Origin of the sequence: Actinopolyspora alba, assembly GCF_900112765.1 — a bacterium.
In the GTDB taxonomy this organism is placed as follows: domain Bacteria; phylum Actinomycetota; class Actinomycetes; order Mycobacteriales; family Pseudonocardiaceae; genus Actinopolyspora; species Actinopolyspora alba.
Genome location: NZ_FOMZ01000002.1, coordinates 285,330 through 307,579, shown reverse-complemented (window position 1 = coordinate 307,579; position 22,250 = coordinate 285,330). Strand labels below are relative to the sequence as shown.

General features: G+C 69.1%; 19 protein-coding genes. 10 read left to right on the top strand and 9 right to left on the bottom strand.

Going from position 1 to position 22,250, the window contains the following annotated elements; translation table 11 throughout:
- Positions 1 to 24 precede the first annotated feature (24 nt).
- Both BM150_RS03990 and BM150_RS03985 read left to right on the top strand, forming a co-directional pair.
- Positions 25 to 1,506, top strand: a complete 1,482-nt coding sequence (locus BM150_RS03990; protein WP_092924004.1) for an aldehyde dehydrogenase (NADP(+)) — start codon at positions 25 to 27, stop codon at positions 1,504 to 1,506.
- 217 nt (positions 1,507 to 1,723) lie between these two features.
- Positions 1,724 to 4,027, top strand: a complete 2,304-nt coding sequence (locus tag BM150_RS03985; protein WP_092924001.1) for a beta propeller repeat protein — start codon at positions 1,724 to 1,726, stop codon at positions 4,025 to 4,027.
- 483 nt (positions 4,028 to 4,510) lie between these two features.
- On the opposite strand, the gene BM150_RS03980 is transcribed toward BM150_RS03985, so the two are convergent.
- On the bottom strand, positions 4,511 to 5,740 hold the full coding sequence (locus tag BM150_RS03980; protein WP_092923998.1) for a PQQ-dependent sugar dehydrogenase: 1,230 nt from the start codon (positions 5,738 to 5,740) through the stop codon (positions 4,511 to 4,513).
- Positions 5,741 to 6,037: 297 nt separating this feature from the next.
- Between BM150_RS03980 and BM150_RS03975 the strand changes: the two genes are divergently transcribed.
- The 7 genes from BM150_RS03975 to BM150_RS03945 all read left to right on the top strand — a co-directional run bounded on the left by BM150_RS03975 (position 6,038) and on the right by BM150_RS03945 (position 11,842).
- Positions 6,038 to 6,979 carry a patatin-like phospholipase family protein gene (locus BM150_RS03975; protein ID WP_245755242.1) on the top strand — a complete coding sequence of 314 codons (942 nt, stop codon included), beginning with the start codon at positions 6,038 to 6,040 and terminating at the stop codon, positions 6,977 to 6,979.
- Positions 6,980 to 7,155: 176 nt separating this feature from the next.
- Positions 7,156 to 7,458: an urease subunit gamma gene (locus tag BM150_RS03970; RefSeq protein ID WP_092923995.1), complete on the top strand. Its 303-nt coding sequence runs from the start codon at positions 7,156 to 7,158 to the stop codon at positions 7,456 to 7,458.
- 28 nt (positions 7,459 to 7,486) lie between these two features.
- Positions 7,487 to 7,909 (top strand): urease subunit beta, encoded by a 423-nt coding sequence (locus tag BM150_RS03965; RefSeq protein ID WP_092923992.1) that lies wholly within the window; start codon positions 7,487 to 7,489, stop codon positions 7,907 to 7,909.
- Positions 7,902 to 9,641 (top strand): urease subunit alpha, encoded by a 1,740-nt coding sequence (locus BM150_RS03960; protein ID WP_092923989.1) that lies wholly within the window; start codon positions 7,902 to 7,904, stop codon positions 9,639 to 9,641. Before BM150_RS03965 ends, BM150_RS03960 begins: the two co-directional genes overlap by 8 nt.
- 8 nt (positions 9,642 to 9,649) lie before the next feature.
- Positions 9,650 to 10,348 (top strand): urease accessory protein UreF, encoded by a 699-nt coding sequence (locus BM150_RS03955; RefSeq protein ID WP_092924433.1) that lies wholly within the window; start codon positions 9,650 to 9,652, stop codon positions 10,346 to 10,348.
- On the top strand, positions 10,338 to 11,078 hold the full coding sequence (gene ureG / locus BM150_RS03950) for an urease accessory protein UreG (protein ID WP_092923987.1): 741 nt from the start codon (positions 10,338 to 10,340) through the stop codon (positions 11,076 to 11,078). Before BM150_RS03955 ends, ureG begins: the two co-directional genes overlap by 11 nt.
- Positions 11,075 to 11,842 (top strand): urease accessory protein UreD, encoded by a 768-nt coding sequence (locus tag BM150_RS03945; protein ID WP_092923984.1) that lies wholly within the window; start codon positions 11,075 to 11,077, stop codon positions 11,840 to 11,842. The genes ureG and BM150_RS03945 overlap by 4 nt, the downstream gene beginning before the upstream one ends.
- An 11-nt stretch (positions 11,843 to 11,853) precedes the next feature.
- Here the strand turns inward: BM150_RS03945 and BM150_RS03940 are convergent, their stop codons facing one another.
- Positions 11,854 to 12,450: a DUF1707 SHOCT-like domain-containing protein gene (locus tag BM150_RS03940; protein ID WP_175496675.1), complete on the bottom strand. Its 597-nt coding sequence runs from the start codon at positions 12,448 to 12,450 to the stop codon at positions 11,854 to 11,856.
- Positions 12,451 to 12,585: 135 nt separating this feature from the next.
- On the opposite strand from BM150_RS03940, the gene BM150_RS03935 reads away from it, so the two are divergent.
- The gene (locus BM150_RS03935) at positions 12,586 to 13,515 is read left to right on the top strand and encodes an exonuclease/endonuclease/phosphatase family protein (RefSeq protein ID WP_175496674.1); all 930 of its coding nucleotides are present in this window, start codon (positions 12,586 to 12,588) and stop codon (positions 13,513 to 13,515) included.
- 397 nt (positions 13,516 to 13,912) lie between these two features.
- On the opposite strand, the gene BM150_RS03930 is transcribed toward BM150_RS03935, so the two are convergent.
- The 7 genes from BM150_RS03930 to BM150_RS03900 are packed head-to-tail and all read right to left on the bottom strand — an operon-like array spanning position 13,913 to position 22,075.
- A complete protein-coding gene (locus BM150_RS03930; RefSeq protein WP_175496673.1) occupies positions 13,913 to 15,472 on the bottom strand; it encodes an ABC transporter ATP-binding protein in 1,560 nt (519 codons plus the stop codon).
- Entirely contained in the window at positions 15,469 to 16,281 is an 813-nt protein-coding gene (locus BM150_RS03925) for an ABC transporter permease subunit (protein ID WP_217641342.1), read from the bottom strand. The genes BM150_RS03930 and BM150_RS03925 overlap by 4 nt, the downstream gene beginning before the upstream one ends.
- Positions 16,278 to 17,228, bottom strand: coding sequence for an ABC transporter permease (locus BM150_RS03920; RefSeq protein ID WP_217641341.1), 951 nt, complete (start codon positions 17,226 to 17,228; stop codon positions 16,278 to 16,280). The genes BM150_RS03925 and BM150_RS03920 overlap by 4 nt, the downstream gene beginning before the upstream one ends.
- Positions 17,225 to 18,757 carry an ABC transporter substrate-binding protein gene (locus tag BM150_RS03915; protein WP_175496656.1) on the bottom strand — a complete coding sequence of 511 codons (1,533 nt, stop codon included), beginning with the start codon at positions 18,755 to 18,757 and terminating at the stop codon, positions 17,225 to 17,227. Before BM150_RS03915 ends, BM150_RS03920 begins: the two co-directional genes overlap by 4 nt.
- Positions 18,754 to 20,040, bottom strand: coding sequence for an MFS transporter (locus BM150_RS03910; RefSeq protein ID WP_217641340.1), 1,287 nt, complete (start codon positions 20,038 to 20,040; stop codon positions 18,754 to 18,756). The genes BM150_RS03915 and BM150_RS03910 overlap by 4 nt, the downstream gene beginning before the upstream one ends.
- Positions 20,037 to 21,158: a PLP-dependent cysteine synthase family protein gene (locus BM150_RS03905; RefSeq protein ID WP_092923973.1), complete on the bottom strand. Its 1,122-nt coding sequence runs from the start codon at positions 21,156 to 21,158 to the stop codon at positions 20,037 to 20,039. The genes BM150_RS03910 and BM150_RS03905 overlap by 4 nt, the downstream gene beginning before the upstream one ends.
- A complete protein-coding gene (locus BM150_RS03900) occupies positions 21,155 to 22,075 on the bottom strand; it encodes a hypothetical protein (RefSeq protein ID WP_175496672.1) in 921 nt (306 codons plus the stop codon). The genes BM150_RS03905 and BM150_RS03900 overlap by 4 nt, the downstream gene beginning before the upstream one ends.
- Positions 22,076 to 22,250 lie beyond the last annotated feature (175 nt).

Sequence of the window (22,250 nt, the reverse complement as noted above, 5' to 3'; positions counted from 1 at the left end):
GATCAGAGGAGGAAACCGAGTCACATGACAACGTCCCGAGTCGTTTCCACCGGTGAAGACCACGAAACCGTGCTGGACAACGCCACCACCGCCGCCGAGAAGCTCGCCGCGACGAGTCCGGCGGACATCGCGGGACTGCTCCGTGGAGTGGCGGCCGAGCTGGACGCCCACACCGAGGAGCTCGTGCCGCTGGCGCAGCGGGAGTCCCACCTGCCGGAGGGACGGCTGCGCGGCGAGCTCGTGCGCACCACGTTCCAACTGCGGTTGTTCGCGGACACCGTCGAGGAAGGCGCACACCTGAAGGCCACCATCGACACCCCGGATCCGGACTGGCCGACCGGTGCCCGCCCCGATCTGCGTCGTACCGTGCTGCCGCTCGGCCCGGTTCTGGTGTTCGCGGCCAGCAACTTCCCGTTCGCCTTCAGCGTGGCGGGGGGCGACACCGCCTCGGCATTGGCCGCGGGCTGTCCCGTGGTGGTGAAGGCGCATCCGGGCCATCCCGAGCTGTCCCGTCGAACCGCCGAGATCGTGGCGGGGGCGTTGACGAGTGCCGGGGCCCCCGAGGGGACCTTCGCGCTCGTGGAGGGGACCGAGCAGGCCAAGGCCGTTCTGCTGGACGAGCGGGTCCGGGCCGGTGCGTTCACCGGTTCGAACACGGCGGGCCGCGCGCTGTTCGATCTCGCCTGCTCCCGGAACTCGCCCATCCCGTTCTACGCCGAGATGGGCAGCGTGAACCCCGCTTTCGTGACTCCCGAGGCCGCCGCCGGTCGGGGCGCGGAGATCGCGCGGGGGTATCTCGACTCCTACACGCTGGGAGTCGGGCAGTTCTGCACGAAGCCCGGTCTGCTGCTGGTGCCGTCCAGCGCGGCGCAGCGGTTCCGCGACGTTCTCATCCCGGAGGTGGAACAGCGCGCCGCCGCTCCCATGCTCAACGACGGCATCGAGAACGCGTTCCGGGAAACCCTCGGTGCGTTGGGCGACCACGCGGCAGTGGAAACCCTGGTCTCCGGGCGCCGCTCCGAGGGAGAGGTCGGCCCGAGCCTGCTCTACACCAGCGCGCGCGAGCTCGTCGACAACCGGGAGGAGCTCACGGCCGAGTGCTTCGGGCCGGCCTCGTTGTTGGTGGGCTACTCCGACACCGACGAGTTGCTGGAAGCGGCCGGTGTCTTCACCGGGGAGCTGACTGCGACCGTGCACGGCAACGAGGAGGAGAGCATCGTCGCGCCGCTGTACCGGACACTGCGCGCGCGCGTGGGCAGGTTGGTCTGGAACGGCTGGCCCACCGGGGTCAGCGTCAGCCACGGCATGCAGCACGGTGGGCCGTACCCCGCCACCACGGCGCCGATACACACCTCGGTCGGTACGGCGGGCATCGAGCGATTCCTGCGTCCGGTGTCGTTCCAGAACGCCCCGCGGGAGGTGCTGCCCGAGGCGGTCCGGGACGGCAACCCGCTGGGAGTGCCGCGTCGCGTGAACGGGCGGATGGAGACGCCCGAGCAGGGCTGACCGGAACATCGCGTCGAAGGCCCGGCGATTTCGCGAGAAATTGACGCCGCACAGTGCCGTGCCGGGACCTCCGGCCGACTCTCGCCGTGGACTCCGGACGCACGCCCGCGTCCGGAGTCCACACTGGTCCATTCCGGCGTTTCCGTGAGTCGCCTCGTTGACAGCGATGTGAAGCGCTTCGATTCTGGGAGCGCTCCCAAAACTTCGGAGGTAGCTCATGTGGCGACGGTTACCCGTACTGCTGGCGGCCACGCTGTTGGCTGCCGTGCCGCTCACGAGCCCGGCGAGCACGGCACCCTCGGCGGAGGCCGAGTCCACGGCCGACAGCGAACAGTACGACTGGCGCAACGCGCAAATCGGCGGCGGCGGATTCGTGCCGGGGATCGTGTTCAACCGGACCGAGCCGGGACTGGTCTACGCGAGAACCGACATCGGTGGTGCCTATCGACGTGACTCCGGTACCGACGGTCGCTGGGTACCCCTGCTGGACTGGGTGGGCCAGGACAACTGGGGTTACAACGGTGTGGCGAGCCTGGCGACCGACCCGGTGAACCCGGATCGGGTCTACGCCGCGGTCGGCATGTACACCAACAGCTGGGACCCCAACAACGGCGCCATCCTGCGCTCGAAGGACCGCGGCGAGAGCTGGAAGATCACCGAACTGCCGTTCAAACTCGGCGGGAACATGCCCGGCCGCGGCATGGGAGAACGGCTGGCGATCGATCCCAACGACAACAGCGTGCTCTACCTGGGCACTCCCAGCGGAAACGGTCTGTGGCGCAGCACCGACCACGGCAAGACCTGGTCCGAGGTGGGGAACTTCCCGAACCCCGGTAACTACGTCGCCGACCCGAGCGACACCACCGGACTGTACTCGGACAACCAGGGGGTCACCTGGGTCGCCTTCGACCGAGGCAGCGGATCCAGCGGTTCCCCCACCAGCGACATCTACGTCGGGGTGGCCGACAAGCAGAACACGATCTACCGCAGCACCGACGCCGGAGCCACCTGGGAACGCGTGCCGAACCAGCCGACCGGCCACCTCGCCCACAAGGCAGTGATCGACAGCCGGAACGGCTATCTCTACATGGCCACCAGCGACACCGGCGGCCCGTACGACGGCAGCTCGGGCGACGTGTGGAAACTCGACACCGAAACCGGTGCGTGGACCCGCATCAGCCCGGTGCCCTCGACCAGCTCCGACAACTACTACGGCTACAGCGGGCTGACCATCGACCGGCAGAACCCGGACACGCTCATGGTCGCCACCCAGGTCTCGTGGTATCCGGACGTGATCCTCTTCCGCAGTACCGACGGCGGCCAGACCTGGAGCCGCATCTGGGACTGGGACGCCTACCCGAACCGGGAACTGAACTACGAGATGGACATCTCCTCGGTTCCCTGGCTGACCTTCGGAACCGAGCAACCCGCCCCGCCGGAGACCTCGCCGAAGCTCGGTTGGATGACCGAATCGGTGGAGATAGACCCGTTCGACTCCGATCACATGCTCTACGGCACCGGTGCGACCATCTACGGCACCGACAACCTCACCGAGTGGGACGAGGGCAACAAGATCACCATCGAACCACGGGTAGCCGGACTGGAGGAGACCGCGGTGTTCGACCTGATCAGCCCACCGGGCGGCGCTCCGGTGCTGTCCGCCCTCGGCGACCTCGGTGGTTTCCGGCACGAGCGGCTGGACGAGGTCCCGGACTCGATTTACGAGAACCCCGTCTTCACCAGCACCACGAGCATGGACTACGCGGGTACCTCGCCCGACACGATCGTCCGGGTGGGTGAGTTCGACAAGTCGAGCAGGCCCGATGACAGCCGGGTGGCGTTCTCCCACGACGGTGGGAAGAGCTGGTTCCAGAACACCGAGCCGTCCGGTGTGACCGGCGGCGGTACGGTCGCTGCCGCCGCGGACGGCAGCGGCTTCGTCTGGAGCCCGGAAGGTACCGGGGTGCACTACACGACCGACCAGGGCGCGAGCTGGCAGTCCGCCAGCGGTATTCCCAGCGGTGCGCGCGTGGAGTCCGACCGCGTCGACCCGAACAAGTTCTACGGTTTCCACCGGGGAACCTTCTACGTCAGCACCGACGGTGGGGCCACCTTCACGGCTTCGTCCGCTTCCGAGCTTCCGAGCGGCAGCGGTTACTTCAAGGCCGTTCCCGGACGCGCCGGCGAGATCTGGCTGACCGGCGAAGGCGGGCTCTGGCACTCGACCGACTCGGGAGAGTCCTTCAGCAGGATCTCCGGAGTGGCCGGTTCCGACAACATCGGATTCGGCAAGTCCGCACCGGGAAGCGACTACCCAGCCATGTACTCGATCGCCACCGTCGACGGTGTGACCGGCGTGTTCCGCTCCGACGACGCGGGGCAGAGCTGGACTCGCATCAACGACGACCAGCATCAGTACGGCAACATCGGCGACGCCATCACCGGTGACCCCGATGTCTACGGGCGGGTATACCTCGGTACCAACGGACGAGGGGTCATATACGCCGACCCTTCGAACTAGGTGTGTCGGTCGGTTTGCGTGGCGGTGCGGGTGGCGGAACCTCCCGCACGGCTCTCGCTCCGGGAGGCCCGACATTGGGTAGTTACTACACGACGTCGGGCCTTCCTCGCGAGAGCCGCACCGGAGAACCCGCGGTTGGTCGGGCTGCTTAGGTGTTCGTTTCGGCGCTGGGAGCGCCGAAGCGGACGTGAGGCGGCGTTGGGCCGGCTCTTGAGTAGCGGCCTACGCGGCGAGCGGCCCGGCCTCGCGATGCATCCGACTCACGCACCGGGGTTCCATGCGCTGCTTACCCGCGTGGTCCTGTTCCGAGGAGCGGCGCGGCGATTTCGCGAGAAATCGACGCCACCGAAAGCGGCGATGCGGGTGGGGTAGGGACGCGCCGCGCTTCTCGTGGTGAGAGCTCACTCCGCTGAGCGGATGAACCGGCCGGGTGGAAGGGCTCCACCCGGCCGGTTCATCGCGTTCACGAGCCGCGTCGGAGTATCAGGAGTCGGTCGAGAAGGACAGCCGATACAGCCTGCCGGGCAGGTCGTTGACCACGTACAGCTCACCGGAACTGTCCGCTCCGAAGGCGGTGACCTGGATGGGCAGCTTCCCTAGCTTGGCGCTCTGATAGGTGTGCCCGCCGTCGTCGCTGCGGATGCCCCACACGTTGGCCGAGCAGTAGTCCGCCGCCAGGTAGGTGCCGTCCGCGATGTCCGAGTACCGCTCTCCCCGGTAGACCCGTCCGCCGATCACGGCGCAACCCTCCACCGAGGTCTCGTAGGTGAACACCGGCTCCACGTAGTCGGCGGCCGGGTCGCACCGGTCCGGGGCGAATTGCTCCGTCCCCTCCATGCAGGACCAGCCGAAGTTCTGATCGCGCACTCCTTGCGGGATCCGGTTCACCTCCTCGAGGGACCCCTGTCCCACATCGGCGATCCACAGCGATCTGCCCTCCGGGTCGAAGGAGATCCGCCACGGATTGCGCAGTCCGTAACTCCAGATCTCGTCACGTGCTCCGGGGGTGTGCGCGTACGGGTTGTCCGGCGGTACGCAGTACGACAGATCACCGCACTTCCTGCTGACGTCGATCCGCAGCACCTTGCCGAGCAGCGTGCCGAGGTCCTGTCCGCTGCGCAGCGGGTCCCCCGCGCCTCCGCCGTCGCCGATTCCCATGTAGAGAAACCCGTCCGGGCCGAAGGCGATGTCGCCACCGTTGTGGTTGGTGTGCTCGGCGTGTGGCTGGTTGAGCAGGACTTCCTCGCTGGTGGCGGGGTCCTCCGCCGCCAGCGAGAACCGTGACAGGGTCACGGCGGCGTCGGAGGCCCGAGTGTAGGCGGCGTAGAGGGTGTTGCTCTCGGTGTCCTCGGGGGAGGGGGCTATGCCGAGCAGCCCCTGCTCGTTACCCGCGTTCTCCACCCGGTTCGTTATGTCGAGTACCGGCTGCCCCATGGTGCCGCTCGCGGGGTCGTAGGCGCGTACCGTGCCCGGTTTCTCGGCTATGAGCATTCGGCCGGTGCCGTCCGAAGCGGACGTGATGTCGGTGGGGCGCCGCAGTCGATCCGTGTCCACCCGTGTGGCCGTGACGTTCAGGTCCGTCAGCGCCGGTCGCTGCGCTCGGGCGGTGGTGGCCCCGGTGGTTCCGGTGGGGGATTCCGCCACGGCCGGTGCGCCCAGGGTTACCGCGCTCAGGACCAGTGACAGGAGTATCGTGCCGGTTCTTCGTCGCATTTCGCTCTCCCTGTCGGGTGCGGTTGCTGATCGGTTCCGTTTCGCCGGTCGATCCAGCGGGAAATAGCCGCTCGCCACGGCTTTCCCGGGGAGCCCGGTTCGGGGCGTGGAGCAACGCCGCTGTCGCCGTGGCTGGGAAGTATGCTATGGGAGCGCTCCCAAAAAGAGTAGGGTGCGTTCGGGGGAGTTGGTGCTCGCGCGCTCGGGCGCAGTCGAGGGGCTCCCGGCCGAGCATGGTGATGTGATCCGCCGCTCCGGTTCCCGGCGATCGCGGCGTACCGCGGATATCTTGGGATCGTGACTATCGGGAGGGAAACGACGAGAACCACCGCGTGGGTGCTGCCGGGGGGATCCACGTTCGGCGCGGTGCAGGCAGGTCTGATCAGTGCACTGTTCGAGGGCGGTGTCACCCCCGACATGTTGGTCGGCACCTCCGCCGGAGCGCTGAACTCGGCCTGGCTGGCAGCGGATCCGACCTCGCGCGGCGCCGAGCGGCTTCGGGAGCTGTGGACGGGGATGCGGCGCCGCGACGTGTTTCCCGTCGACCCGCTGCGCGTCCTGGCGGGCAAGCTGGGGATGTCGAACCACCTGATGAGCAACCGTGGTCTGGCGACGTGGCTGTACCGAACCCTGCCCTTTCGGAGGTTGGAGGAGGCGCGGTTGCCGCTCACGGTCACCACGACCGATGTGGACACCAGTGAGGCGGTGTTCCTGGAAAGCGGTCCGGCGTTGCCCGCCCTGGTGGCCTCGTGCGCCATTCCCGGCGTGTTCCCGCCCGTCGAGCTGGCTGGGCGTTCGCTGATCGACGGTGGTCCGGCGGCGTTCATGCCGATCAGTCGTGCGGTGGCACAGGGCGCGGAACGCGTGTACGTACTGCCCTGCAGCGGCACCCGTTCCCTGGAATCGGACGAGGCGCGGTTCGGGGTGCTGCCGCCACCGAGGAGACCGGCCAAGTCGATCAGCGGTATCAGCGGTGCCGCGCTGAGCGCGGCCATGTTCGCGGCCTCGACACTGGACATGCAGCTCAACGCGGCGCACTGCGAACTCTACGTCCTGCCCTCGCCGAAGGTGGAGCGGCTTTCGCCCTACTCGTTCCGCCACGCAACCGCACTGATCGACTGGGCCTGGCGCACGGCGCGCGACTGGTTGCCCACCGCGCGACCCGTTTCCGCCGGTCCGGTGGACATCGCGGGAGAGGCCCGTGCGCCGCGCGGGACGCTCGAAACCACCGATTCGTGACGAAATCCCTCGTTCCTCGTCTCATCGGCCGATCGATTGAACGTGGCGAGAGGGGGTGACTCGGTGTTTCGCCGTCCGCCTTCGGCGGATGAACGTTTTGAGTAGTTCTGTTTCGTCGTGATGAATTCCGTGGTGGCACTGATGTGGAAAGTCATTCGCGATGCTAAAAATGTGCCATGCACCTTGCACCGCAGGAACGCGACAAGCTGCTCGTCTACGTCGCGGCCCAGCTCGCCCGCAGCAGGTTGGAACGCGGGCTGCGGATGAACCATCCCGAGGCGATCGCGTTGATCACCGATCACGTGGTCGAGGGGGCGCGCGAGGGGCGCAGCGTCTCCGAACTGATGTCCAGTGGCCGACACGTGTTGACCAGGGAGCAGGTCATGGAGGGTGTGGCCGAGATGATCGACGACGTTCAGGTGGAGGCGACTTTCCCGGACGGAACCAAGCTCGTCACGGTGCACTCGCCGATCCAGTAGGGCACTCGCCGAACCAGCAGGAGTCCGCGTGTATCCCGGAGAGATCATTCCCGCCGCCGAGCCCGTGCCCCTCAACCCGGGACGGACTCGGGTGCGGCTGACCGTCCGCAACCTTGCCGACCGTCCGGTGCAGGTCGGCTCGCACTACCACTTCGCCGTGGCCAACCCGGGGCTCGAGTTCGACCGGGACGCCGCATGGGGTCAGCGGCTGGACATCGCCGCGGGCACCGCGGTGCGTTTCGAACCGGGGATCGAACGCGAGGTCGAGCTGGTTCCGATCGGGGGTGCGCGCACCGTGCCGGGGCTTCGTCCCGAGTTCGCGGGCTCCCTCGACTCCGTGTCTTTCGATGCCGCCCGTCTCGACCCCATCCGTCTCGATCCCGGCCGTTTCCGGGACGGCAGCTCCGAGACCGAGGATCCGGAGCGATCCGGAAAGGACCCGCATGACTGACCACAGCGATCCCAAGGAGATCGACCGGGAGCGCTACCTGGAACTGTTCGGGCCCACCACCGGTGACCGGATCCGGCTCGCCGACACCGAGCTGCTCGTGGAGATCACCGAGGATTTGGCGACCGGTCCGCACGGATCCGGCGAGGAGGCGGTGTTCGGCGGTGGCAAGGTCGTGCGCGAGTCCATGGGGCAGTCGACCGCCACCAGGGCCGAGGGGGCACCGGACCTGGTCATCACCGGAGCGGTGATCCTCGACCACTGGGGTGTGGTCAAGGCCGACGTGGCCGTGCGTGACGGGCGGATCGTCGGCATCGGCAAGGCGGGCAATCCGGACACCGCCGACGGGGTCGATCCCGCGATGGTGATCGGCCCGGCGACCGAGATCGTCGCGGGCAACGGCAGGATTCTCACCGCCGGCGCCATCGACTGCCACGTGCACTTCATCTGCCCGCAGGAGATCGAGGCCGCGCTGGCTTCCGGCGTCACCACCCTCATCGGAGGTGGCACCGGCCCGGCCGAGGGGTCCAAGGCCACCACGGTCACGCCCGGCGAGTGGAACCTCTCCCGGATGCTGCTCGCGCTGGAGACCGCGCCGGTGAACACCCTGCTGCTGGGAAAGGGGAACACGGCGAGCCAGGAGGCGCTGACCGAGCAGCTGCGTGGCGGTGCCGGAGGGCTCAAGCTGCACGAGGACTGGGGCGTCACCCCCGCGGCCATCGACGCCGCGCTGCGCGCCGCTGATCGCAGTGGGGTCCAGGTGGCCATCCACACCGACACGCTCAACGAGGCCGGTTTCCTGGAGTCCACTCTGGATTCCGTGGCGGGCAGGTCGATCAACGCCTACCACGCGGAGGGAGCCGGCGGCGGGCACGCACCGGACATCATCAAGGTGGCGGGCCACTCCCACGTGCTGCCCTCCTCGACCAATCCGACCAGGCCGCACACGGTCAACACCATCGACGAGCACCTGGACATGTTGATGGTCTGCCACCACCTGAACCCCTCGGTCCCGGAGGACCTGGCCTTCGCGGAGAGCCGCATCCGACCGACCACCATCGCGGCCGAGGACGTGCTGCACGACCTCGGCGCGATTTCCATGATCGGTTCGGACGCGCAGGCCATGGGCAGGATCGGTGAGGTGGTCACCCGCACCTGGCAGACGGCGCACGTCATGAAACGCGGCAGGGGAACTCTGCCGGGCGACGACACCGCGGACAACCGACGCGCCCGCCGCTACATCGCCAAGTACACCGTCAACCCGGCGATCGCGCACGGTATCGACGGCTCCGTCGGATCCGTCGAGGTGGGCAAGCTCGCCGACCTCGTGCTGTGGGAGCCGAAGTTCTTCGGAGTCCGACCGCACGCGGTGTTCAAGAGTGGATTCGCGGTGCGGGCAGCGATGGGCGACGCCAACGCCTCCATACCCACACCGCAGCCGGTGCTGTCCCGCCCGATGTTCGGTGCGGAACCGCGAGCGGCCGCAGCGGGATCGGTGTCCTTCGTGGCCCCCGAGACGCTCGGAACGGGGTTGGCGGAACGGTTGGGGCTGCGTCGAGAGCTCGTCGCGACCTCCGACACGCGCGCTGTGACGAAGCAGGACATGCGGCACAACGAGGCCACCCCGGACGTGCGGGTCGATCCGGACAGTTTCGCGGTGCGGGTGGACGGTGAACTCGTCGAGCCCCGGCCGGTATCCGAGGTTCCCATGGCGCAGCGCTACTTCCTGTTCTGATGACCGCGATGCCCACGGTCTCACTCGCGACGCTCGCGCTCGCCGACTCACGGTTCCCCGGCGGTGGTCACGCGCACTCCGGTGGTCTGGAGGAGGCGGTGCACCGCGGCACCGTGTCCGGACCGGAGCAGTTGGCCGAGTTCCTCCACGGCAGGTTGCACGGAGCCGGTGCGCAGACGGCGGTCTTCGCCGCTGCCGCCGCACACGCCGCCGCCAGGGGAGTGCGTCCGGACCACTGGTCGCTGTTGGACGCCGAACTCGAGGCGAGAACACCGTCGCCCGCCCAGCGCGCGGCGAGCCGTGCGCAGGGCCGGGGCACGCTTCGCTCGGGCCGGGCGGCGTGGCCCTCGCGGGCCCTCGACGAGCTACTCGCCACAACTGGCAGTCCACATCATCCGATCGTGGTCGGTGTGCTGCTCGGGGCGGGCGCGTCCGCTTCACCGACCGATGCCGCTTCCGTGGTGGCCTATCTGTCGGTCAGCGGTCCGGCGTCCGCCGCGGTTCGGCTGCTGGGGCTGGACCCGTTCGCGGCCAACGCGGCGGTCACCGCGTTGCGGGCCGATACCGAGCGCATCGCGGCGGAAGCGGCACGGACGGCGGGCCACCGGCCCGAGAACCTTCCTGGTGCCAGTTCTCCGGCACTCGATCTGCTCGCCGAACAACACCAACGACACCACCGGGAAGAGGTGCGGCTCTTTGCAAGCTGAACACCAGCATCACGTACACGGCCAGAACGGCCACCGCCATCCGGTCGATTTCGACCCGACCGCGGCGGGCCCCGATCCGTTCGCGCCCGCGGCCTCGGGCAGCAGGCCGGTGCGGATCGGCATCGGAGGTCCGGTCGGCAGCGGCAAGACCGCGTTGACCGCGGCGCTGTGCCGCACCCTCGGGAGCGAACTCGAACTCGCCGTGGTAACCAACGACATCTACACCACCGAGGACGCGGACTTCCTGCGGCAGGCGGGAGTGCTGGATCCCGGTCGGATCGAGGCGGTGCAGACCGGTGCCTGCCCGCACACCGCCATCAGGGACGACATCACCGCGAACCTGGACGCGGTGGAGCGGCTGCAACAGCGCTACGCCTCGCTGGATCTCGTGCTCGTCGAGAGCGGCGGCGACAACCTCACCGCGGTGTTCAGCCGCGGGTTGGCGGACGTGCAGGTCTTCGTGGTCGACGTGGCAGGCGGTGACAAGGTTCCCCGCAAGGGCGGACCGGGCGTGACCACCGCCGATCTGCTGGTCGTCAACAAGGTGGATCTGGCCGAACGGGTCGGTGCGGACATGGCGGTCATGCTCGCCGACGCCCACCGGATGCGTGGTGAGCTGGCCGTGCTCGCGCAGTCGCTGACCGAGGATCCGGCAGCCTCGGCGACTGCCGACTGGGTCAGGCGGCAGGTCGCGGAGCACCGAGCCGCCGTGGGGCCGAGCGCGGAATGAAGTCGGTCGCTTCGTTGACCGTCGAGCTCGACGGTGCGGGCAACACGGTGGTGCGGCAGCTGCGCTCGATGGCACCGCTGACCCTGGTGCCGCGCCGTCGTGGCACCCCAGCGACGGGAGGGGCGGTCGTGCACCTGGTGGGCTCGGCCACCTCGCCGCTGGGCGGGGACGACCTCACGCTGCGGGTCCGGGTCGGTGCCGGTGCCCGGCTGCTGTTGCGCGGCATCGCGGCTTCGCTGGCGTTGCCGGGGCACGGTCCCGGTGGCAGCCGCGGCTCGATCAGCGTCGACGTGGAGGAGGGCGGCACCGTCGAGTACCTGCCCGAGCCCACGGTGGTGACCTCCCGCGCCGAGCACCGTGCCGACCTCTCGGTGCGACTGGCCGACTCGGCGCGGGCCTGCTTCCGGGAGACGTTGGTGCTGGGGCGCACCGGGGAGACACCGGGCGGATTGGTGACCAGCACGAGCCTGGAGCGCGCGGGCAGACCGCTGTTGCGACACACCTTCGAGCCCGGGCGGCAGCGGTTGCGTGCCAGCCACGCCCACCTCGGAGGCGCCCGGGTGCTGGCCAACGAGGTCGTGGTCTGGGACCGGGATCCCGAGCCGCGTTCGGAGGTGGACTGGGCACTGCAGCCGTTGGCGGGTGGGGGATCGCTGACCACTGTGCTCACGGCCGACACGGTGACGGCTCGGCGGCGGTTGGCCGAAGCCCGGGCGGTGCATCCGGCAGGGGACGATCTCACCCCGGTCGGGACGGCCGGTTGAATCCGCACCGCTCAGTCGGCTCGCTCACCGGGCTCTTTGCTGTAGACGCTCACTCCGCCACAGAACGCGAAACCAGTTATGAGTACTTTGATCTCGCTCTGCGCGGCCGCGCCGCGCACCTCTCGCTCCACACCGCCCATGATCGCGGCGCACCGGTCCTCGATCCTGGTGCCCGGGGGCACGATGACCTCGATTCCGCCCATGATCGCGTAGCAGCGGATCTCGACCTCGTCCGCGTCGAGGTAGGCATCCCGGAGGTCGATGCTGCCACCGCCCCAGAAGGCGAACGTGGCGAAACGCGGCGGCACGTGCCAGGGTCCGGCGCGCTCGGTGTAGCTCATGATCCCCACCGCCGTCCTGCCCGGAGTCGAGTCCGAGGTCGAGTCACGGGAGGACGTGCCGGTCCCCGCCGCGTTGCCGGTCTCGTCGGGCAGATCGCTGATCAGCGGTGCCAGCTCGCTGTAGGTTCGCGCGCGGTACGCCTCGGCGACCCGCTCGTCGAACTCGTTCAGCGTCAACCGACCTTCCTGCTGTGCCTGTCGCAGCAGGGTCGCGATCTGTTCCCTGTCGTCGTCTGACGCACGCAAGTCGGGCGATTCGCTCGGCATGGCACAGAGCATACTTCCGACGGCCGTTTCCGGGTGCTCCTGTCGCGGGTTGAGGTGCCGGGCGCCCGACCGTACCTTCAATGCGAGTTGTTTTCGTATTCGTTTGGTGATCGCCGTCTCATTCGGAGTAACGACATGCCTCGACGCAGCGCCCTCCGCTCGGTCGCAGCCCTCTGCTCGGCCGCGGCCCTCTGCTCGATCACGTTGGCCGTGCCGCTGGTCACCGGTTCCGGGGCCGCGCACGCGGCCGAACAGCCCCGAACCGACGGGAGCTTCTCCGCACTGACCTACAACGTGGCCGGACTGCCCGATTTTATCTCCGGCAGCGACCCGGCGACCAACACACCGTTGATCAGTGAGCGGCTGCCGCACTACGACCTGGTCAACGTTCAGGAGGACTTCAACTACCACGACGAGCTGTACGCCGCCGACGACCACCGGTATCGCACCGAGACCAGTGGTCCCGCCGTCTTCGGCGACGGACTCAACACGCTCTCCCGTGATCCGATCACCGACTTCCGACGGATCACCTGGGACGACTGCTACGGAACCGACTGTCTGACGCCGAAAGGCTTCAGCCACGCCCGGATAGAACTCGCCGCGGGAACCGGGTTCGACCTGTACAACGTGCACGCCAACGCGGGAACCGACTCCGGCGATCTCGCGGCCCGTCGGTCCAACCTGACCCAGCTCTCCGAGTACATCCAGCGGAACTCGCGGGACAGGGCCGTGATCGTCATGGGCGACACCAACACCCGATACACCAGGGAGGGCGACAACATTCGCCAACTGGTCGACGCCAACGGGCTCACCGACCCCTGGGTGCGGCTCGAACGGGGTGGGAACCGTCCCGCCGCCGGTGCCGCTCCGCTGGAGTGCGACCCCGACGCGCCGAGCGACTCCTGCGAGGTGGTGGACAAGATTCTGTACCGCGACGGCGGTGGTCTCGACCTCACGGCGATCGAGTACGGCAACGAGCACACCGCTTTCCTGGACGAATCCGGCGAGCCGCTGTCCGACCACTTCCCGCACCGCGTCCACTTCGAATGGACCTCCACCGAGTAGGGGTTCGCCGCTCGGTTCGTCGAGGTGGCCGGGTGGCGGAACCTCTCGTGCGGCTCTCGCTGCGGGTGCCCCGACATCGGGTAGCGACTACACAACGTCGGAGCCGTCCTCGCGAGAGCCGCACGAGAGAACCCGCGGCGGTGCGGGCTGCGTGCGTGGGTGTTTCGGCGCCGCGCGCCGAAGAACGACGCGCGAGCAACGAACCACACGCAGAATCCGCGGCGGTGCCGACCGCGAGGGTGGTCGGGGTTCGGCCTGCGAGGGTGGTGGGAGTTCGGTGGTGCCGGTGCGCAGCGTCGGTGGTGTCGATTTCTCGCGAAATCGCCGTGCGGCTGAGGCGCATGGCCCTGGGGGCGTCGATTTCTCGCGAAATCGCCGCCGCCGGGCAGGTCGAGTGCTACCGCCGCGCGGCGGTGACGAGACGGGTTGCCACGGTCGATCGGGGCGATCCCAGCAACCTTCCGGTAGGAGCCCGTTCCACGCAGCGCCCCTCCGCCATCACCAGCACCTCGTCGGCCAACGGTGCCACCGCTGCCAGGTCGTGACTGATCAGCACGAGTCCGATCGCGGAACGTTCGGTGATCTCGCGCAGCAGCCCGAGCAGTTCGGACTGGTTGACCACGTCCTGCGCGGCCGTGATCTCGTCGCAGATCAGCACGGCCGGTTCGGCCAGCAACGCCCGGGCCAGTGCCGCGCGTTGCAGCTGTCCTCCCGAGAGCTCGGCCGGACGCCGCTCGTGCGTGGCCTCGTCCAACCCCACGGAGCGGAGCGCACGTGCCGTCGCCTCCCGCGCCGACCGTCGGGTGCCACCCCGGTTCAGCCGGACGGTGCGGGCCAGTTGCCCTCCGACGGTGCGGAACTCGTCGAAGGAGGCCCTGGCGTCCTGGTGTACGTACTGCACCGCGCCGCGCTGCCGTCTGCTCCGTCGGTGGATGTCGTTGTCCAGTACGGCGCCGTCGAGCTCGATCCGACCGGAATCGGCCGGGGTGAGCCCGGCGAGACAGCGTGCCAGCGTGGTCTTGCCCGCCCCGGAACGTCCCACGACGGCAACGCGGTGTCCCGGGGGCACGGCCAGTTCGGCCTCGTGCAGCAGCGGGACACCGGTGGGACTCGTACTGCGGAGACCGTCCGCCCGCAGACCACCCACCGAGGGCGACGGATCCGGTTCGGCGATTCCGTGTCCGGACACCGGGAGCCGTGGTTCGGCCGCGAGCAGCGCACCGGTGTACTCGTGCGCCGGCTCGCGCATCACCCTTCCGGTGGCTCCCCGCTCCACGACCTCCCCGCCGCGCAGCACCGTCACCCCGTCCGCCAGTTCCCGCGCCAACCCGAGGTCGTGCGTCAGCAGCAGCACCCCGGTCCCCGCGCCGGTGAGCTCGCGCAGCGTGTCGACGGTTTCGGCCCGGGTCACCGTGTCCAGGCCACTGGTGGGTTCGTCCAGTATCAACAGTTCGGGCTCGGTGATCAGCGCGTGGGCCAGGGCCACGCGCTGTTGCTGTCCCCCGGAGAGCTGGTGCGGAAACCGCCGCAGCAGGCGCTCGTCCGGGGGCAGGTGCGCCGATTCGAGCGCCCGGCGAACCGCGTCGCGGCGTCGCTCGCGGGTCCGGTGGCTCGGCGGGGCCAGTTCACCGAGCACACTGCCGATCCGCCGCGCCGGATTGAGCACCGCGGCCGGGTGCTGGGGCAGGTAACCGATCCTCCGGGAGCGCGCGGCTCGCCGTCGCCGTTCACGCGGCGAGAGCAGATCCAGCCCGCGTAGCCGTACGCTGCCGGACAGCTCGACACCGGTGCCGTGCTCGCCCTGTGCGGCCAGCCCCAGTGTTGTCTTGCCGCTGCCGGACTCCCCGAGCACGCAAAGTGTTTCCCCGGGATTCACGCCCAGCGTCACGTCGTCGAGCAGGCGGGTTCCCACCGCGTTCGCCGCCAGGCCGGTGATTTCGAGAAGTGGTCGGTTCAACGTCGTACCGTCCGTCGGTTCGACAGGCTCCGGTCCACCACGAGATTGACCCCCGTACACAGCGACACCAGTAGCAGTGCGGGAACGGTCACCGCCCACGGCTGGATGAACAGCGCGTCCCGGTTCAGTTCGATCAACACCGCCCAGTCGGTGGCCGACGAGGCCAGACCGAGCCCCAGGAAGTTCGCCGAGGCCATCAGGTACAGCACCAGGCTGAGCCGGGACGCCGCGTCCACCAGCACCGGCCCGAGCACCGAGCGGCCGAGATAGCCCAGCCTGATCCGGGCACGCCCCTCGCCCTGCATGAGCATCGACTCCACCGCGGTGCTGGTCCCGGGACTCAGCGCGGCGGTGCGCGCTATCCGAACCACGGCGGGCAGCTGCAGCGTGGCTATCGCGAGTACCAGTGTCGTGGTGCCCCGCCAGCCGGTCGCCGCCAGCACAAGCAGCACCAGCAGTCCGGGCAGCGCCAGCAGGAAGTCCAGCAGCCGCAGCACCAGTCGGTCCGCCCACCGCCGTCGTCCCCCGGCGATTACCAGCGCGATCGGAACCCCGATCAGGTAGGACAGCAGCAGCGCGGCCGCGGCCATGGTCACGATGGAGGTGCCGCCGCTGAGCGCCAGCGCCAGCACGTCACGCCCGAGCTCGTCGGTGCCCAGCGGATGTTCGGGGCCGGGAGGTGAGAGCGAACCACCCTCCGAGCGCGTCGAACCGGCCACCAGCGGTCCGAGGAACGCCGTCAGCACCGGCACCAGCAGCAGGAGCCAGCCGATCGGCGTGATCGGGAAACGGTGCCGTGATCGGTTCAAGACGCACTCCGGTGTCGCGGTACCAGTCGGTACGCGGCGATGTCGGCGAGCAGGTTGACCGTCACCGTCGTACCCGCGAACACCAGCGCGTAGCCCTGCACCGTGGGCAGGTCGCGAGCCATCACCGCGTCGACGAAACCCGAACCCAGTCCGGGAAGGGCGAACAGCGCTTCCACGACCACCACGCCTCCCAGCAGGCCGTCCACGGTGCGCGCGAGCTGCTGCACCGATGGTCCTGCCGCGTTCGGCAGCACGTGCTTGAACAGCACGGTGCTTTCCCGCAGTCCGTGCGTACGGACGTGCCGGGTGTACTCCGCGGTGTTGGCCTCGGCCACCCCGATCCGGATCTGCCGGGCCAGCGCGCAGAGTTGTTTGCACACCAGCACGACCACCGGAAGCACCAGCACCGCGGGGTGCGTCGCCAGCGAGGTCCCGGAAAGCCCGGCCGCGGTGGCGGGCAACCAGCCCAGCCGCAGTGAGAACAGCGCCACCAGCAGCAGTCCCAGCGCGAACTCCGGTATCGAGTCGAGCACCACGATGACGGAGTTGACCGCCCTGTCCAACCGTGAGCCCTGGCGCAGCCCGGTGGTGACTCCGATGAGCAGCGCCAGCGGTACGATCACCGCCAGCGCGACACCGGTGAGCACGGCGGTGGTGGCCAGTCCGTCGGCGAGCTCGGCGGTGACCGGCGCGCCGGTCAGCAGCGAGGTGCCGAGATCGCCGTGCGCCAGACCTCCGAACCAGGTCAGCAGGCGCCGCACGAACGGTTCGTCCAGGCCCAGCCGCTGCCGCAGCGCCTCGATCTGCTCCGGGGTGCCGTGCTTGCCCAGGATCACCACCGCGGTGTCGCCGGGCAGCAGCGCGCTCAGCGCGAAGACCGCCACGGCGACACCGAGGATCTGCAGTACCGCGACCGCCACCCGTCTCGGTACGTACGCGAGTGTCAACCCAGTTCGGCCTCGTCGAACCTGGCCCAGCGCGTCGAGTTCGGCGTGGCCGCGCGCAGACCGCTGACCCGCTTGGACACTCCGACGTTCCAGTCGCTGAACCCCCAGACCATCATGCCGCCGTGGTCGCGTGCGTGCCGCTGTGCCTCGGTGAGCAGCTCGTCGCGCTTCCGCTCGTCCGGCGTGGCGACGGCCTGGTCGTAGCGGTTGTCGAACTCGGACGAGTCGTAGCCGGTGTAGTTGGCGCTGACCGACGCCTCGCGCAGTCGTTTGGACAGGTAGCTGGTGATCGGCAGCGTCGCCGTTCTGGTGTGCCCGGCTACGCCCTTCTTCTTGATGTCCGAGTAGTAGGTCTCGGAGGGGCCGACCCGGGGAGTGACCTTCAGCCCGATCTCGCCGAGCTGCTCGGCGATCAGGTTCGCGGCCGGTTCGAAGTAGGGGTCGGCGGAGCTGGTGTGCAGTTCGAAGTCGAGCCCCTCCGCCCCGGCCTCGCGCAGCAGCCCGCGGGCGTGGTCCACATCGCGTTCGCGCTGCGGAATCTCCTCCGGGTAGTACTTGAGTCCCCTGCCGAACAGGTCGTTGCCGAGCTTGCCGCGCTCGTTGAGCACGACCTTGACCAGCGCCTCGCGGTCGACGCCCGAGAGCACCGCGCGCAGGACCCGGTTGTCGTCGAACGGTGGCCTGTCCACCTTGAACGCCACCGCCTGCATGGTGCTGTACGGCGCGGCCAGGATCCTCGCCCCGCTGTCGTTGTCCACGGTCGACACCGAGTTGGCACCGATGTCGTGCGAGTAGTGCACCTGCCCGGACAGCAGTGCCGACACCCGTGCGTCCTCCTCGTTGACGGACACGAATTCCAGTTCGGCCGGTTTCGGGGCGCCGTTCCAGTGGTCGGCGAACTTCTCGAACACCGCCGATCCACCGGTCTCGAACGAGACGAACCGGAAGGGGCCGCTGCCGACCGGCTTGCCGAAGTCCGTGGTGCCCGCGGGCACGATCTCGGTGGCGGGGGCGCCCATAGCGGCGGGAAAGGTGAAGTCCGGTTCGGACAGCACCAGGACGAGTTCGCGGTCCGAGCTCGCCTTGCTGGCCTCGAAATCCACTCCCGACAACTGGGGTTGGGCGGGTGACCCGGTGGCGGGATCGGCGATGCGTCGGTAACTGTAGAGCACGTCCTCGGCGGTCACCGGCTTGTTGTCGTGGAACCTGGCCTCGCGTAACCGGATCCGCCACCGTTTGCCGGTATCGTCGGGTTCCCACGACTCGGCGAGGCGGGGGATGAGGCTCATGTCCTGGTCGTAACCGAGCAGGGTGTCGAAAAGTGCCTTCGACCGGGCCTGGTCGACGAACAGGGTGCTGGTGTGCGGATCCAGTGATTCCCGGTCCCCGGAGGTGGAGAACGCCACCCGCAGCCGGTTCTCGCTCGAACTCGCGCCCGTGTTCGCGCCGCAGGCCGCGAGTGGGCCGAGTGCCAGGGCGCCCAGTGTCGTCGACAGCACCCGTCTTCTGCTGATACCTCCCGCGTTCACGCCGAGGTCTCCTTTCCTTCCGATCGATTCGGCTCGCTCGACCGAGCGAGCAGCCCGCGCCGCCGCATCGCCGCGGCGCCGCTGCCGCCGGCGATCCCCACCAGGAGCAGCGCCAGCCAGGGCAGCCATCCCAGTGCCGAGCCGCTGAAGCCGTCGAGCAGGCTGCCCGCCAGCCAGCTCACCGCCGCGGCCACGACGCTGGAAACGAGGTAGTAGAAGCCGTAGTACGTGCCCGCCAGCCGTTCGCTGCCCACGATGGGCAGCAGTTCCATGGCGAAGGGGTTGGTGACGGCCATGCCCACGGTGAACAGCACCGTGCCCAGCAGTACCGGCAGACAGGCCAGCGCGATCCCGGCCCAGGAGCCGTCGCCCGCGCCCGAGTGCGTCGGGATGAACGGGTTCGTGAGCAGGACCGGTAGGAAGGACGCACCCATGCAGAACAGCCCGGTCGAGACCGAGCGTCCCGCGCCCCAGTTGCGACGGCACCAGTCGGTGATCCGCACCTGCCCGAACACCCCGATCAGCGTGGAGACCACGAACACGGCGGCGATCGACCAGGACAGTCCGGAGACGCGTTGAATCTCCAACGGCATCGTCAGGTACAGCTGGTTGTACAGCGCGAAGTACGCCGACAGCGACAGCGTGAAGGCCACGAAACGGCGGTTGGCGATCACCTCCCGCCAGCTGCCCAGCACACCGTTCTCCTGCCGCTCGATGTCCCGGTGTGGCAGTACCGCCAGCTGCGCGACCGTCAGCACCGCGAAGGCGAAGCAGGCCGAGGTGGCGATCAGCCGGAAGTCGACGCTGAGCAGCGCCGCACCGAGCAGCGGTCCGACCAGGGTGCCCGCGTGGGCGAACACGTTGAACACCGCGAACGCCTCCGCCCTGCGCTCGCCCGCCTCGTGGATGAGGTAGGTGCGCACAGCGGGGTTGAACAGCGCACCGGCGAGCCCGGTGAGCACGGCGGCGACGATCAGCCCGGGCAGCGAGGTGAACAGCCCGAACGAGCCGAACGCCACCACGCGCAACGCGCAGCCCGTGATGATCATCGGTCTGCATCCCAGCCGGTCGGCCGCGGTGCCGCCGACGAGGAACATGCCCTGCTGGCTGAGGTTGCGGATTCCCAGCACCAGCCCGATCACGGCCGCGCCGTACCCCAGCTGCCCGCTCATGTACGAGGCCAGGAACGGCAGCAGCATGTAGAAGCCGAGGGTGATGCCGAACTGGTTGACGACCAGCAGTCGTGCCGCGGGGGACAACCCGCGGAAAGCGGCTTTGCTCAAGACAGTGCACCGTCCTGTCCGCACACCGGGCAGTCGGTTCCGGCGGTACGCCCCGGGCACGGGTCGGCCACGCGGCGCGACCTGCTCCAGCGGGCGGTCCCCTCGTGGCGCTCGTCCTCCCGACCGACCGGACGCCGCTCTCCCCGCGTGGTGTGCAGTCCGTTGCGATCGACGAACTCGTCGTCGTAGATGGTTTCCCAATAGCGGTGTGGACCGTCCGGGAAGACGCCCACGATCCGGTCCGACCCGGTCTCGGCCGCGTACCAGGCCGAGACGAGAGCGACCGCGCCGGTGCTCCAGCCTCCGCTGACGAAGTTCCCCCGGGCAAGTTCCCGACACGTCCGTGCCGCTTCGGCCGGGCCGACCCAGTGCACCTCGTCGAACCGGTCGTAGGCGACGTTGTCCGGATGGATACTGCTTCCCAGGCCCCGCATCAGGCGTTTCTCCGGTGGTTCGCCGAACAGGGTGGAACCGGGGGAGTCGACTCCGACGATGCGGACGTCCGGCCGGTGCGGGCGGATGGCGGATGCGATACCGGCACTGTGGCCACCGGTGCCGACACTGCAGACCACTGTGTCCAGTCGGTCGAGCTGGTTCAGCAGCTCTCGACCGAGGGGTTCGTAGCCCGCGGCGTTGTCCGGGTTGTTGTACTGATCCGGCCAGAAGGCTCCCGCGTGCTCGGCCAGCAGCTCGTTCACCCTGTCGCGGCGTGCCCGCTGCCAACCGCCTCGCGGGTGCGGCTCTCCGACGATCTCGACCCGCGCACCGTGGGCGCGCAGCAGTGCCAGCGTCAGCGCGTCGATCTCCCGGTCGGTCACCAGGATCACGGGGTGGCCGAGTGCGATTCCCACGTAGGCTAGTCCGATACCCAGGGTTCCGCTGGTGGACTCCACGATCGTGCCGCCCTCGGCGAGTTCGCCGCGGCGGCGTGCTCCGGTCACCATGGACAGTGCCGCTCTGGCCTTCATACCACCGGGGGAGAGTCCTTCGAGCTTCGCCCAGAACCCCGGCTGCGGATCTGGAAGCGGGGTGGTGACGCGCAGCAGCGGGGTGTTGCCGACCAGCTCGGAGAGGGAGTGGTACTTCCTGTCGCCGGGTACGCGCTCCGGATCGCTCACACCGCACCACCTTCCGTGCGACGCGCCGTCCGAGAGGGTGGCGGGGCGGTGTCCGGTTCGGTGCGCTCGCCGGCCCGCGGTGGGGTCGTGGCCGGGTAGGTGTGGATGTCACCGGCCTCGCCGGTCAGCCAGAAGAACGGGTACGGCTCCGCGGACAGGGCGGTCACCTCGTCGCCGAGCAGTTCCCGGAACACGGCACTGCCGGTTTGCGCGAACACCACCAGCGGTACCCCGCTGTCGCGGCAGTGCGCCGCGATCTCGTCGAAGGTCCCGTTGCCGAGCACCATGCCGGAGGCCAGCACCGATCCCGCCTCGCGGATCGCCTCGGAGTGCTCGGTCCGGATCGGTTCGCCCCATTCGGTGTGTCCACCCTTGAGGTCACAGGGGACGTAGTCGAAGCCGCGTCCTGTCAGCGCCGCCAGCAGCGAGTTCACCACGCCGATCACCGCCACCGGGCCGGTAGCGCTCTCGGGCAGCAGGTTCGCCACGATCTCGGCCCGCGCGGTCGACTTCCGCAGCGAGTCGCCGGCTGGGACACGCACGGTTCGGGCAGCGGGATGGGAGGTGTGTGGCCGGAGCCAGGTCAGATACGCGTCCAGCGCGGCGACCCGCACCGCCGTCACGGGATGCCGGAGCAGCTCGTCGACACTGCTGCCCGCTATCCCGGTGAGCGCTCCCGCGTGGAGTTCGCCGGGCTCGGTGGCGCAGGAACCGATCACCTCGCCGACACGGATGCTGAGCACCGAGTTCACGTATCCCGTGCTTCTGCCGCCGTGTCGTGCGCTCTGTTCGGTGCGGAACGCCACCGAGGCGGTCGTTCGCCGTGGGGTGTTCTCGTCGGGGAGCCCGTTCGCTGCCGTGCGGGTGCGCCGGATCAGGTCGTCCAGCACGGTGCGATGAGGATCCGGAGAAGACAAGTCCGTAGTAGACATAAGTGTCTCCGCGCGTCCCGGTTCGCTCCGGGGAATCGGAGGAGTCGGCCGCGACTGTTGGCGAGAGGTCGTTCAGGCGCGCACGCCGAGTGGGGCGGGTGTCAGCGCGAGTGCGTCGCGGCTTCCGCGACGGGACGGCTCGAACGGTGTCGTGCTCGCA

Bases quoted from the DNA above. Each gene is read 5' to 3' on its own strand.
- BM150_RS03990 (WP_092924004.1), top strand. From the start codon at position 25: ATGACAACGTCCCGAGTCGTTTCCACCGGTGAAGACCACGAAACCGTG.
- BM150_RS03985 (WP_092924001.1), top strand. From the start codon at position 1,724: ATGTGGCGACGGTTACCCGTACTGCTGGCGGCCACGCTGTTGGCTGCC.
- BM150_RS03980 (WP_092923998.1), bottom strand. From the start codon at position 5,740: ATGCGACGAAGAACCGGCACGATACTCCTGTCACTGGTCCTGAGCGCG.
- BM150_RS03970 (WP_092923995.1), top strand. From the start codon at position 7,156: ATGCACCTTGCACCGCAGGAACGCGACAAGCTGCTCGTCTACGTCGCG.
- BM150_RS03960 (WP_092923989.1), top strand. From the start codon at position 7,902: ATGACTGACCACAGCGATCCCAAGGAGATCGACCGGGAGCGCTACCTG.
- BM150_RS03955 (WP_092924433.1), top strand. From the start codon at position 9,650: ATGCCCACGGTCTCACTCGCGACGCTCGCGCTCGCCGACTCACGGTTC.
- BM150_RS03945 (WP_092923984.1), top strand. From the start codon at position 11,075: ATGAAGTCGGTCGCTTCGTTGACCGTCGAGCTCGACGGTGCGGGCAAC.
- BM150_RS03940 (WP_175496675.1), bottom strand. From the start codon at position 12,450: ATGCCGAGCGAATCGCCCGACTTGCGTGCGTCAGACGACGACAGGGAA.
- BM150_RS03935 (WP_175496674.1), top strand. From the start codon at position 12,586: ATGCCTCGACGCAGCGCCCTCCGCTCGGTCGCAGCCCTCTGCTCGGCC.